This window comes from Ruminococcoides bili (assembly GCF_040093295.1).
Classification (GTDB): domain Bacteria; phylum Bacillota; class Clostridia; order Oscillospirales; family Acutalibacteraceae; genus Ruminococcoides; species Ruminococcoides intestinale_A.
On record NZ_JBBNJY010000042.1, the window covers coordinates 1 to 13689 of the forward strand.

The window sequence follows — 13689 nt, forward strand, 5'->3', positions numbered from 1 at the left end:
TCTGAAAAGGTTGACCAAACTTTTATATTTTTTACAAAATGCTATGTTAAACCATATTTATCAATCGTTTATAACCAAAAACAAAAAGGCTGACCGACCGTAACTATTGTTACAATCGGGCAACCTATAAAAACCTTAAGTGTTATTTTAGAGCTTTTTTATAAAGCTTTTTATAAAGCAAGAACATTGCGGCCGACACTATAAGGAAAAATGCCGAGCAAGAAAGAATACATACAAGCATATTGTTTGCACAAGATACAAACAGCATATATGTAGCCCTTGAGGCAATGTTAAAGGTTTCTACCTTCTTTGACAGCAAGATAATCAACGGCAGAACTGCGGTTGACAAAAATGTTGCCGAAGTTGCATAACAGATATATCTTGCGGCTCTGTGTTTCCACTTTGTGGAGAGTATAAAGATTACAATAATTAATATTGAAAGAATAAGACAAACTGCCATTACATACGGAACGATTGTCTTTAAATTCTGAAATCTGCCTGCAAGTTTGCCAAAGAAAGGCAATTCAAGCGACTGCTTGTAAATTTTTGCGGCCTCTTTAATAAGATACTCCCTGTTATCGCTTGACACGCTGTTAGGGTCAATACCTTTTTTCTCAATATACTTGTCAAGTGCAGTGTTAAAAGTCTGCTTAAATGCGGTTTTATCAATTACACTGCCCTCACCCGAATAGTAGTCGCTGAGGTATTTTTCAACATCATCATGCAACATAACTTCGTTTAGTAAATCGCTAAAGAAATCTTCTTCAAGACCGCTTGCATAACCAAGGTCGGTAAGACTGCTTGTAATTTCATCTTTCTTTTCGGTGATGTAATTACAAGTGTTCATATTGTCGAGAATAAAGTTTTCGTTAAGCAGTGTAAACTGCAAAGTACCTGCCAAGGTAAGCACTGTAAGCAGTACGGCAAGTATAAACGAAAGCAAAATATTTACTATTCTTTTAACAGTTGACATAACGCTTAGTCCTCCCCTGATGTTTTATCAATCTGAGGACCGGACACATATTTTGCATACACAAAAAATCTTTTATCGGTAAGACCAAGCTCGTCAAACGGATAGCAAGTGTACATAATAAGATTTTCGTAGTCGGCAGAAAGGTCATATGCCGATGCATCGGTAGCCTTTTTTACTGCGGTTTCGGTAATCTCGTATGTATAGTTGCCGTAGCTTGTTTTGATTGTGACTTTCTGTCCTGCTTCTGCGTTTTTCAGTCCGTTAAAGTATGTATTATTATGACCGGCTACAAGAATTGTTTTTCCGTAACCCGGTATAAAACTGCCGTTATATATGCCTACACCGTTTCGCAGTGCAACATTTCCGTCACCGAAGAAAAGGTTATTGTCAATAGAGCAATCCTCTATGATAAGTTCGCCGAATTGCTCGCCTGTCTTTGGGTATTGGATTTCACTTATAGACAGTTTTTTATTTGAATCGGTTTCATTTTCGTTTTCTGACACCGGCACAAATATATTGTTATATTCTGTGGAATAATCTCTTGCAGAGTCCGAAAACATAAGACCTGCTGCCGAAATTAAAGAAGATGACGGCATAAGTACAAGGTAGCCTAAAAGATAAATTACCACAAAAAATATAGAGGGAAGAATTAAAAAACCCTTCCCACCAATTTTTTTATGCCTGTGTCTGGTATTTTTCGTATCAGACATTTACAATCAAGCTCTTTCTCTTTTTTTAACAGAAAGAACAACTGTAGCACCTGCTGCAAGAGCAACTGCTGCGCCTGCAACTGTAGCAACAGCGAATGTGTTTACATTAGCGCCTGTTGTAGCAATAGCATTGCTTGTAGTTGTTGTGTTACCCTTACTGTCAGTTGTAACCTTTGTGCTAACAATTGCGTTGCCGTTCTTGTCAGTAGCAGAAACAGTCTTAGTTGCCTTGTCGTAAGAAACTGTAACGCCTACAACATTGGCAGCCTTCTGACCATAAGTGAAGAGCTCCTGCTTCTGAGCTTTGTTAAGATCCTTAACAGTTGAAGCACTCTGTGACTTAAGGTAATCTACAGCATCATTGATGTCCGCAATAATCTCCTTAGATTCTGCGTCTGTCATGTCAATAGTGTTGAAGTAGTTTTCAGCCTGGTTGAGCATCTCATCAGCATTAGTAATAAAACCACCGTTGTAGCTTGTGTTTACTTCTGAAAGCTTGTCAAGTACAGCCTGTTCTGCGCTGTTGATACCAGCGGCAAAAGCCGGCACGCTAGCCATAGCAATAACTGTTGCTGATGCAAGGATTGCAGATAACTTTTTCATTATTTATACCGCCTCTCTAAAGTATTTAGCAAATCGTTGAACAAAATTATATATATAAAATTTGCCCAATTATCTACTTTGAACTATATTTTACCACAATAATTCTTTTTTGTAAATACTTTACATTAAATTACTGTCGAATCTTAGCTTTTTTATTTTTTGTAGTAAACAAAGTTGTTTATCTTGCTTGCTTTTGGTATTATTCACGAATTTTCTTGTCTGACATACATTCAACAAGAACAGCTTTTTGCGCATGAAGTCTGTTTTCTGCCTCTTCAAAGATTTCATTGGCATGCTCTTCAAATACATCGGCAGTGATTTCTTCGCCACGGTGAGCAGGTAAGCAGTGAAGAACCATACACTCCGGATTTGTAACAGACATAAGCTCTTTGTTTACCTGATAGCCGGCAAATGCCTGTTCACGGATTTTCTTTTCTTCTTCCTGTCCCATAGATGCCCAAACATCTGTGTAAACCACATCGGCATTCTTCGCTGCCTCCATCGGGTCTTCAACAATTTCAAATTTGCCGTTGCCGTACTTTTTACCGAATTCAATAATGTGTTCAGGCGGCATATATCCCTTTGGGCAAGCTGCAGAGAAAGACATACCTGTGCTGAGTGCGCCGACAATGAGAGAGTTCATCATATTGTTGCCGTCACCGATAAAGCACATTTTAAGTCCCTCAAGTTTACCCTTAAACTCACGAATTGTCATAAGGTCTGCGAGCACCTGACATGGGTGGCAGTAGTCTGTAAGACCGTTGATAATCGGAATAGAACCGTGCTCTGCAAGAGCCTCAACTTCTTCCTGCTTAAATGTTCTTATCATAATACCGTCAAGAAAACGGGAAAGAACTCTTGCGGTATCCTGTACAGGCTCGCCTCTGCCGATCTGTAAATCATTGGATGAAAGGAAGAGCGGATAACCGCCGAGCTGTGTCATACCTACTTCAAAAGATACTCTTGTTCTTGTGCTTGACTTCTCAAAAATCATACCAAGTGTTTTGCCGGCAAGAATTTTGTGCTCAATGCCGTGTTTCTGCTCATATTTAAGCTGGTCAGCAAGGTTAAGTGTATTGATGATTTCATCTGTTGACCAATCTTCAAGTTTAAGTAAATGCTTCATTTTAATTCTCCTTTAATGTTTTTTCAAGAATATCAAGCGCAAGGTCGATTTCTTTTTTTGTAATGTTAAGCGGCGGCAACATTCTTAAAAGTGACTTTGCGGTAATGATAATAAGTCCGTTTTCAACGCATTTTGCCGCAATGTCGTGTGCGTCGCTGTCTTTAAGCTCAATGCCAATCATAAGTCCCATTCTGCGAACAGCCTTTACGCCGTCCATTTTGAGGACTTTTTCTTCTATATATTTACCCTTTGACTCAACCTCGGAGAGAAACTCCGGCTTTGAAATTTTATCAAGCACATAGTTTGCACCTGCGCAAACAACAGGGTTTGCACCGAATGTTGTGCCGTGAGTCGAAGGTGACATTACATCTTTTAGTTTTTCGCCGCAAACGCATAAGCCGATCGGAAGTCCGCCGCCAATGCCCTTTGCAACTGTGAAAATGTCAGGTTTTACTTCAAAATTCTGGAAAGCGAACAGCTTGCCTGTTCTGCCTGCACCTGTCTGTACCTCGTCAACAATAACAAGAATATCCTTTTCGTTACAGAACTTAACAAGGCTCTGAACATAGTCTTTATCAAGGATATTTACACCGCCCTCGCCCTGAATAAGCTCAAGCATAACTGCGCAGGTTTTGTCTGTTACGGCATTTTCAAGAGCGTTCATATCGTTGGCGTCTACATATGCGAATCCCTGTGTAAACGGGAAAAAGTAGTTGTGGAACACATCTTGTCCTGTAGCCGAAAGTGTGGTTACTGTTCTGCCGTGGAAAGAATTGTTGAGTGTAATAATCTCATTGCGGTCAGCACCGTACTTATCAAAGCTGTATTTTCTCGCAACTTTAATGGCACATTCATTAGCCTCCGCACCGCTGTTTCCGAAGCATACCTTTGAAAAGCCTGTAAGTGTACAGAGTTTTTCGGCAAGATTACTTGCCTGCGGGCAATAAAAGTAGTTTGACATATGCTGAATTGTGTTTGCTTGTTCGCTTACGGCTTTTACCCAGCCGTCCTCGCACCAGCCGAGGCTGTTTACACCGATACCCGATGCGACATCAACATATTTTTTACCGTCCTCGTCATAAGCAGTTGCACCCTTGCCGCTTTTTAAAGCTACATTGTATCTGCCGTAGGTGTGCATTATGTACTGCGAATCTTTTTCCTTTGTATTCATCATACCACCCCTTAAGTGTTATCTACATCTTCGTTATTAAAGGAAAAAACAAATATATCCTCACGCTTTTTAAATCCGAAATCTTGCCAGAAGCTCTGACCCGTGGTGTTGTTTTGATAGCAGAAGATATGAGTTTTATCAATCCCTTGGTCTTTAATCGCTTTGATAGCGCTTTTTGCAAGTTCGTGACCGATTCGGTTTCTTCGGTAATCGGGCAGAACCGCCATATGGTGAATAAATCCTCGTCTGCCGTCATGACTTGCAAGTACAGTACCTACAATTTTACCGTCAATTACGGCAACCTTGCTCATACCCTCGCTTCTTGTCAGATAAGATTCTATTTTTGCTTTTTCGTCAGCCTTGGACAAGGCTCTTTTTGAGGTAATCTGCCAGAGGGCAAATACTTCCTCGTAGTCATCGATTGTCATTTCTCTGATTGTCATATCTGTTTTTCCTTATCAACTGCCCGTAGGCAAAATATTTGCAAATCTATTAATAGAACATTGTGCCGATACCCTCATCGCTGAACATTTCAATGAGGATAGAGTGTTCAATTCTGCCGTCAATAATGTGTGCTCTGCTTACGCCGCTTCTTACAGCCTCAACACAGCAGTCAATTTTCGGAATCATACCGCCCTTTATGATGCCCTCACGCTTGAGCATAGGAACTTCGCTGACATTTACAACAGATATGAGCGAGTCTTCGTCATTTACATCTCTTAAAAGACCTCTGATGTCTGTCATAAGAATGAGCTTTTTGGCACCGATTTTTGCCGCAATGTGAGCTGCGGCAATATCCGCATTTACATTATAAACATTTCCGTCATAACCGCTTGCAACGGTAGCCACAATCGGAATATAACCGTTGTTGATAACATTCTGCAAAGGTTCCGGATTTACTTCTTTAATCTCGCCCACATAGCCGAGGTCTGCACTTGTGACAAGTTTTTCCGCCATAAGCATATTGCCGTCAAGACCGCAAAGACCGATTGCCTTTCCACCGTGTTTTTCCATAAGCTGAACAAGGTTTTTGTTTACCTTGCCTGCAAGTACCATCTGCACAATGTCAATAGTTTCATCGTCGGTAACACGCATACCGTTTTCAAACTTGCTCTCTTTGCCGACTGCCTTAAGCATTGCATTTATTTCAGGGCCGCCGCCGTGAACAAGCACAACATTAACGCCTACAAGGCGCATAAGTGCAATATCGCTCATAACGGCGCTTTTGAGTTTATCGTTTATCATTGCGTTGCCGCCGTATTTTACAACAATTGTTTCACCGCTGAATTTACGAATATACGGCATAGCTTGTATTAAGACTTTTGCTCTTTTATTAATATCCATTTTTCATTTCCCCTGATATAAATTTAATGCCCGTTTTTCAGATAAATTATGGTTTGGCAAATTACTTTGCCAATTAGGTTCTGTAGTCGCCGTTGATTTTTACATAATCATAGGTAAGGTCACAACCGTAAGCCTCGGCATAGCCAAAACCGTCATTTAATGATACAAGAATGTTGATTTCCTTTTCAAGCAGAATTTCCTTTGCTTTTTCTTCCGAAAACTCAACTCCTGCGCCGTCCTTGCATACAAGAATATTGCCTTTGGCGGATTCAAAAGAAACATCTACCTTTTTAACATCAACATCAGCGCCGCTGTAACCGATTGCACACAATACTCTGCCCCAGTTTGCATCTGAGCCGAACATTGCCGCCTTTACAAGGCTTGAACCGATAATGCTCTTTGCAATTTTAACAGCGTTGGGCTTGCTCTTAGCACCCTCAACCTTGCAAACAAGAAGTTTTGTTGCGCCTTCGCCGTCACCCGCAAGTTTCTTTGCAAGTGCTCTGAAAGCTGCGGTAAGTCCGCTTAAGAATGTATAGTAATCTTCGTTTTTGTTGGTAATCATTCTGTTGCCGGCTTTGCCCGATGCCATAATAGCAAGGGTATCGTTTGTAGATGTATCGCCGTCAACGCTTACCATATTGTAACTGTCCTCAACAGCCTCACGCAGAGCCTCACGCAGCATATCCGAAGAAACAGCCGCATCTGTTGTAACAAAAGAGAGCATAGTACCCATATTAATGTGAATCATACCGCTGCCCTTTGCAATGCCGCCGATTGTAACGGTCTTGCCGTCAAGCTCCATCTGCATAGCCATTTCTTTTTTTACCGTATCTGTAGTCATAATAGCCTCGGCTGCGTCTGTGCCGCCCTCTTTTGTAAGGTGACCTTTCATATATACGCAAGCCTTTAAAATAGGCTGAATAGGCAGAGGCTGACCGATAACGCCTGTTGATGCAACGATAACATCTTCCGCTTTTACACCGAGAGTTTCGCCTGCGATAAGGCACATATGATTTGCAATGTCATATCCGTTTGCGTTGCAGGTGTTTGCATTGCCTGAATTTACGATAACAGCCTGTGCAATGCCGTCTTCGAGGTGCTTTTTGGTTACCTCGATAGCCGAACTTTTAACAAGGTTTTTAGTATAAACAGCCGCCGCAGTACAGGGAGTGTCGCAATAAATCAACGCAAGGTCACGCTTTGTTTTATTTGACGGCTTGATTGACGCACAAATACCGGCTGCTGTAAAGCCCATAGGAGAAGTAACTGTGCCTTCGATAAATCTGTAGTTTCCCATAATAAAGCCTCCGTTTTATGTTTTGCTTAATTATTAATTAAAAAGCAGGCGGAACGATTATAAGGCCTGTCTTTTCGTCAAGTCCGAAAATAATGTTCATATTCTGAATAGCCTGACCTGCTGCACCTTTAACCATATTGTCAATAGCTGCGCAAGCCACAAGCTTATTTGCTCTTTTATCGTGATGAATGGAAACATCACAGAAGTTTGAATAGCGCACATTGTGAATGTCGGCGCATTTGCCGTCGTCAAGAAGTCTTACAAAAAACTCGTCTTTGTAGAAATCCTCATACGCTTTTCTGATTTGCTCAAAAGTAACGCCCTCGTTAATATCCGCATAAACAGTGGCAAGAATACCTCTGTTTACAGGTAAAAGGTGCGGCACAAATGTGATTGTTACATCTTCGCCCGAAAGTTTTGAAAGTGTCTGCTCAATTTCGGGTGTGTGGCGGTGGCAGGCTACCTTATAAGCGTGGAATCCCTCGTTAAGTTCAGGGAAGTGATTGCCTTGTGTAGGTTTTCTGCCTGCACCTGTTACGCCGCTTTTGCAGTCACAGATGATACCCTTTGTGCTTACAAGTCCGTTTGCGATTGCCGGAGCAATGGCAAGTGGGGAACAGGTAGTGTAGCAGCCCGGGTTTGCAATTAATTTTTTACCTTTAATTTTATCTCTGAAAAATTCAGGAAGTCCGTAAACAGCCTGCTCGTGGAGCTTTTTGTCAAGGAAAGTGCCGCCGTACCACTCTGTATATTCTTCTTCGCTCTCAAGACGGAAGTCTGCGCCGAGGTCAATGAAAGCCTTGCCTACGCTTATGCACTTTTCGGCAAGTTCCTGTGAAAGACCGTGGGGAAGTGCGGCGAAGATAACATCGCTCTTCTCAACAACAGCGTCTTGGTCTTCACAGACCATATCGTTTAAAAATGTATATGACGGATAAACATCGCTTAACTTCTGACCTTCAAAAGAAACCGAGCTGATAGCTGAAATTTCAGCCTCGGGGTGACTTGTCAGAAGTCTTACAAGCTCGGCACCGGCATAGCCTGTTGCGCCTACAATACCTGCTTTTATCATTTTAATCAATCCTTTATGAATATATATCTAACAATTCTTATACTGATACTAATAGTCTATATCTAAATCAATCCGCCAAACATTAACTAAAACAAACAAATAAAAGTTTGAAGTTTCCAAAGGTCACTGACCTTTGGTCGTCTAAGGAAAAAGGATTCTTAAGGGAAAAGGGACTCGAAATCCCTTTTCTCTTGAGCGTGCTTTCTTTTGGAGCTTTTCTTTTCACGCAAAAGAAAAGCGGAATTGGCAGGAGGTTTAATTTAAGACAAAAATTGTTTTTAACAACTGCATTTATAAAATCAATTATAAATTCTTAGCAATTTCAGCCACACGCTTTGCCTGTGCCTTTACATTTTCAGAGGCAGGGCCGCCGAATGCTTTTCTTTCGTTTGTACAAGTTTCAAGTGAAATTGCTCTGTAAACATCATCGTTAAATACATCACAAACCTTTTTGTACTCCTCAATCGGGAGGTTTTCAAGGTCTGTACCAAGCTCAATGCATCTTGCAACGAGTTCGCCTGTTGCCTTGTATGCATCTCTGAACGGTACTCCGTTCTTTGTGAGCCAGTCTGCGCAGTCGGTTGCGTTAATAAATCCGCCTGCTGCCGCTTTACGCATATTCTGCGGAATAACTTTCATTGTGTCGAGCATTGGAGTAAAGGCTGTAAGGCACATTTTAACTGTATCAACAGCATCAAAAATTGCCTCTTTGTCCTCCTGCATATCTTTATTGTATGCAAGGGCAATGCCTTTCATAATTGTAAGTAAAGTCATATTGTCGCCGAAAACTCTGCCGCTCTTGCCACGGACGAGTTCTGCGATGTCAGGATTCTTTTTCTGCGGCATAATTGAAGAACCTGTTGAAAAAGCGTCGTCAAGCTCAATGAATTTAAATTCCCAACTGCACCACATAATGATTTCTTCTGAAAATCTTGAGAGGTGCACCATAATAATAGAAAGAACAGACGCAAACTCAATGCAGTAATCTCTGTCGGATACACCGTCAAGCGAGTTGTTTGTAATTCTTTCAAAACCGAGCAGCTCGGCTGTAATTGTTCTGTCGATAGGGTATGTTGTGCCTGCTAAAGCACAAGAGCCGAGCGGCATTTCGTCCATTCTCTTAAGGCAGTCCTCAAGTCTTGACACATCTCTTAAAAGCATTTCGCCGTAAGCTAAAAGGTGGTGACCGAAAGTAATCGGCTGTGCTCTCTGTAAATGAGTGTAGCCGGGCATAACGGTTTCGCTGTACTTTTCCGCCTTGTCGGCAATAACCTTGATAAGGTCAACAACGAGCTTTTTAACATTTACAACTTCCTTTTTAAGGTAAAGTTTAATGTCAACGGCTACCTGGTCGTTACGGCTTCTTGATGTGTGAAGTCGCTTGCCGTTGTCGCCGATTCTCTTTGTAAGCTCGCCCTCAATAAAGGTGTGAATATCCTCTGCTTCCATATCAATATGGAGAGTGCCGTTTTCTATGTCTGCAAGGATTCCCTTAAGACCCTGAACTATGTCGTCAGCCTCTTCCTGTTTGATAATGCCGCATCTGCCGAGCATTGTTGCGTGGGCAATACTGCCCTCGATATCCTCTTTATACATACGGCTGTCAAATGAGATTGAGCTGTTAAAATCGTTAGTGGTTTTTGAAAGTTCCTTTTTAAATCTGCCTTTCCAAAGCTGCATATAATCACCTCGGGTTAATGAATGATTGTTAATTTGTGTATTATTTATAATTGATATTGCTGTTTAAAAATATCCGTATAAACAACTGTCAGGGACAGAGAATTTCCCTGTCCCCGAACCGGAATAATTATTTTAATTCATACAAAAGTCTTTGAATAAAAATTACTTAATAAGACCCTTTTTAGCACGAACCTTGATTGGAAGACCGAAGAGGTTGATGAAACCTGCACTGTCGTTCTGATCGTAAACCTGATCCTCGTCAAAGGTTGCGATTTCTTCATCATAGAGTGAATATGGGCTTGTAACGCCTGCGTCAATGATGTTGCCCTTGTAAAGCTTTAACTTAACATCACCTGTTACATACTCCTGTGTGCTGTCAACGAATGCCGAGAGAGCCTCACGGAGAGGTGTGTACCATTTGCCGTCATAAACGAGTTCTGCAAATGTGTTTGAAAGGTTCTTCTTGTAGTGAAGTGTATCCTTGTCAAGGCAGATTTCCTCAAGCTTGTTGTGTGCAGCGTAGAGGATTGTGCCGCCCGGAGTTTCATAAACGCCACGAGCCTTCATACCTACAAGACGGTTCTCAACGATATCTGTGATACCTACGCCGTTTCTGCCGCCGATTTTGTTAAGCTCCTTGATAAGCTCAACAGAGTCGATTTCTTCGCCGTTAAGCTTTGTAGGAACACCCTTTACAAATGAAATTGTAACATACTCTGCCTTGTCGGGAGCCTGCTCAGGAGAAACGCCAAGTTCAAGGAAGCCCTCCTTGTTGTACATAGGCTCATTTGCAGGATCTTCAAGGTCAAGACCTTCGTGGCTTAAGTGCCAGAGGTTTTTATCCTTAGAATAGTTTGTTTCACGGTTAATCTTGAGCGGAATGTTGTGCTTTTCAGCGTACTCGATTTCGTCCTCACGGCTCTTGAATTCCCAAGTTCTCCAAGGAGCGATAATCTTCATATCCGGAGCATAAGCCTTGATAGCAAGTTCAAAACGAACCTGGTCGTTACCCTTACCTGTGCAACCGTGGCAAATAGCGTCAGCGCCCTCGGCTTTAGCAATTTCTACAAGTCTTTTAGCAATGATAGGACGAGCGAAAGATGTGCCGAGGAGGTATTTGCCCTCGTAAACAGCGCCTGCCTTAACGGTAGGAATGATGTAATCGTCAACAAACTCCTTGTTAAGGTCTTCAATATAAAGTTTAGATGCGCCTGTCTTAATAGCCTTTTCCTCAAGACCGTCAAGCTCTGTGCCCTGTCCTACATCACCCGAAACAGCGATAACCTCGCAGTTGTCATAGTTTTCTTTTAACCAAGGAATAATAATAGAAGTATCAAGTCCGCCTGAATAAGCGAGAACAACTTTTTTAATTTTATTGTCAGCCATTTTAATTTCCTCCATAGAAATGATTTATATTACTCTTACATTATACGCTTTCTGCCAAAAAAATCAAGTGTTTTTTGAATAATTATTCAATACACCGTAAAATTGTGATAAATGCACTTAATTCAAAATAAAACCCAAGGTTTTTACAGCAAAATCAACCTTGATTTCAACATAAATCTTCAATATATGTATAAAAATGCATATATGCAGAAATAATGAATATTCATTTTTTACGCTTGATTTTGCATAAAATGTATATTTTAATGAATATTCAATGCAGATATTCATTTTGACTTGCGGCAAAGCAAAAAATAAACAGCCGATTGGATATTTAATCAAAGTAAAACAGGTCTTCAAATTTTTTGTCCAATGAAATGCATAAAATCAGAGCAAGTTTTATTGTCAACTTTATTATACATATGCCAAGTAAACTTGTTAATAGATTTTTTGATTTATTTATATCACTAAATACAAGCAAGTAAAAAAGCCCGACTGTTTTTACATAGTCGGGCAAGAGTTATAAAATTGCAAGATTTCTTTTCCATATCAAAATTCTTTTTACAGACTCGTCGATTCTGTCTGCTGTAATTTCTCCGCTTTGTACGGCATTAAGCAATGCGGTATATTCGTTTTCAATATCGCCGCAACAGAGGAAGTCATTGCCTGCCTTAAATGCCGCAACCGAGAGTGGCTCGTAAATGTCAAGGGCATCAACGGCAAACATATCGAGGTCATCGGTCATAACAACTCCGTCAAATTTAAGCTTATCTCTTATAACCTTATGCACAGGCTCAGAGAGCGAGGCGGGATTATCGCTGTCAATCGAATTTACTGTTACGTGCGACACAAGAATACTGTCTGCGCCTGCGGCTATACCTGCCTGAAACGGCAGAAAATCATTGTTCTGCAAGTCCGAGAAAGTTCTGTTGTCTGTAGCGCTGGAATAATGTGTGTCGCCGTTATCTCCGTATCCGGGGAAGTGCTTTAATACAGTGCCGAGTTTTTTCTCTTTGCTTGCTTTTACAACCGTATCTACAAATCTGCTTGTGCTTGCGGCGTCACTTGAAAAAGACCTGTAATACATAAATGAATTGGGGTCGGAAGTGATGTCGCAGACAGGCGCCATATTTACATTTACGCCGAGCGAAAGCAGAAATTCCGCTTTATCGTATGCGTCGTCTTCAATAGCGCTCCAACCGCCGTTGTCAAATGTATCGCTCGGTGAAAGGTATGCGCTGTCCCTTAGTTTTGGATTATCGCTCGCTCTTACAACCGTTCCGCCCTCTTCGTCTGTGCCGATAATAAGCGGAATTTTGGCATTGGACTGCATAGCTTTTATATCGGCATTCACTTCTTCTTTTGTCTTGCCGTCAAAATCTACACCGAACAGCAAAACACCGCCGATGTGGTATTCGTTTATTGCGTCGCTCATATCATTGCCACGACAATTTACATAAAACAGCTGTCCGACTTTTTCTTCAACCGTCATTTTTGAAATCATATCGTCAATGTCTGAATACGGGTCGTGAGGAGCGGTGGTTTCTGTCACTGTTGCCTGACTGTTTTGCTCGTCATTTGTCGACTGTGCTTTTGAAGCTTCGCTCGTGTTCTGACAGCCTGCAAGCACTGTTGCCAACATTGCTGCGGTGAGAAGTGATGTAATTGTTCTTTTGATTTTCATTTTATCCCTCATTTAAAAATTTCGACAGTCGTATTTTCTACAAATCTGTCCTTAAAAGTTTTCATCTTTTGCATATGCGGTGTGTTAAGATGTTCTTTTTGCAATTTTTCGGACTGCCATTTTTCAATAAGCAGTACCTCATTGCTTTTTCCGAATGACGGCACAAAGTAATCGTATTTTATACAGCCGTTTTCATTTTGTACAATCTGCGGAAAGCCCTCGTTTTTAAGAGCTGTCAAAAAGTCATTAACCATACCTTTTTTAACGGAATATTTTACGATAAGCGTGATTTCTTTCATTTTATCTCCTTGTCGGTCTTTTTAAGTGTTTTGTAAGTTTCAAAATAAAAGAATTTGTCTGTATATGTACCTATTATACCAACGACTTTGCCCATTGTAAAGGCTGCAATACAGTTCCTATGCCAAGTCCGTCAAGGTAGCCGAGGCAGAAGAAAGTAAGCGCAGCGGTTATAAAAATCTTCCGATATAACAAATTATTATGCACACTGACAGCAGGCTGTCAGTGTGCATAAAACAAAATTTGAAAAAACAGGCGGTAGCCGTTGTAATGAACTGACCCCAAAAAGTTAGACAAAGTTATAAAGAAATAATTATGCAAAGCGACTAAGAGAGATCTTGGTCGC

Annotated in this window: 13 protein-coding genes; all 13 read right to left on the reverse strand. The window is 41.0% G+C overall.

Annotation, left to right across the window (positions count from 1 at the left end; all coding sequences use genetic code 11):
- Positions 1-142: 142 nt before the first annotated feature.
- Positions 143-973: a hypothetical protein gene (locus AAAY30_RS09995; RefSeq protein ID WP_295026049.1), complete on the reverse strand. Its 831-nt coding sequence runs from the start codon at positions 971-973 to the stop codon at positions 143-145.
- A 5-nt stretch (positions 974-978) separates the two neighbouring features.
- Positions 979-1683 carry a class D sortase gene (locus AAAY30_RS10000; protein ID WP_295053592.1) on the reverse strand — a complete coding sequence of 235 codons (705 nt, stop codon included), beginning with the start codon at positions 1681-1683 and terminating at the stop codon, positions 979-981.
- Positions 1684-1689: 6 nt separating this feature from the next.
- Positions 1690-2286 carry a hypothetical protein gene (locus AAAY30_RS10005; RefSeq protein ID WP_295026047.1) on the reverse strand — a complete coding sequence of 199 codons (597 nt, stop codon included), beginning with the start codon at positions 2284-2286 and terminating at the stop codon, positions 1690-1692.
- Between the two features lie 199 nt (positions 2287-2485).
- A complete protein-coding gene (gene argF / locus AAAY30_RS10010) occupies positions 2486-3412 on the reverse strand; it encodes an ornithine carbamoyltransferase (protein ID WP_022234333.1) in 927 nt (308 codons plus the stop codon).
- 1 nt (position 3413) lies between these two features.
- Complete coding sequence (locus AAAY30_RS10015; protein WP_412587709.1) at positions 3414-4583, reverse strand: aspartate aminotransferase family protein; 1170 nt, start codon at positions 4581-4583, stop codon at positions 3414-3416.
- Positions 4584-4594: 11 nt separating this feature from the next.
- Positions 4595-5026, reverse strand: coding sequence for a GNAT family N-acetyltransferase (locus AAAY30_RS10020; RefSeq protein WP_022234335.1), 432 nt, complete (start codon positions 5024-5026; stop codon positions 4595-4597).
- Positions 5027-5075: 49 nt separating this feature from the next.
- Positions 5076-5927 carry an acetylglutamate kinase gene (gene argB, locus AAAY30_RS10025; protein WP_294385809.1) on the reverse strand — a complete coding sequence of 284 codons (852 nt, stop codon included), beginning with the start codon at positions 5925-5927 and terminating at the stop codon, positions 5076-5078.
- Positions 5928-6000: 73 nt separating this feature from the next.
- Positions 6001-7227 (reverse strand): bifunctional glutamate N-acetyltransferase/amino-acid acetyltransferase ArgJ, encoded by a 1227-nt coding sequence (argJ, locus tag AAAY30_RS10030; RefSeq protein WP_295026045.1) that lies wholly within the window; start codon positions 7225-7227, stop codon positions 6001-6003.
- 37 nt (positions 7228-7264) lie between these two features.
- On the reverse strand, positions 7265-8299 hold the full coding sequence (gene argC, locus AAAY30_RS10035) for an N-acetyl-gamma-glutamyl-phosphate reductase (RefSeq protein WP_295026044.1): 1035 nt from the start codon (positions 8297-8299) through the stop codon (positions 7265-7267).
- A gap of 303 nt (positions 8300-8602) precedes the next feature.
- The gene (gene argH, locus AAAY30_RS10040) at positions 8603-9979 is read right to left on the reverse strand and encodes an argininosuccinate lyase (protein WP_022234339.1); all 1377 of its coding nucleotides are present in this window, start codon (positions 9977-9979) and stop codon (positions 8603-8605) included.
- A 162-nt stretch (positions 9980-10141) separates the two neighbouring features.
- Entirely contained in the window at positions 10142-11365 is a 1224-nt protein-coding gene (locus tag AAAY30_RS10045; RefSeq protein ID WP_499215936.1) for an argininosuccinate synthase, read from the reverse strand.
- 517 nt (positions 11366-11882) lie between these two features.
- Entirely contained in the window at positions 11883-13046 is a 1164-nt protein-coding gene (locus tag AAAY30_RS10050; protein ID WP_499215937.1) for a glycoside hydrolase family 3 protein, read from the reverse strand.
- Between the two features lie 8 nt (positions 13047-13054).
- Positions 13055-13345 (reverse strand): putative quinol monooxygenase, encoded by a 291-nt coding sequence (locus tag AAAY30_RS10055; RefSeq protein ID WP_252558759.1) that lies wholly within the window; start codon positions 13343-13345, stop codon positions 13055-13057.
- Positions 13346-13689: the final 344 nt, after the last annotated feature.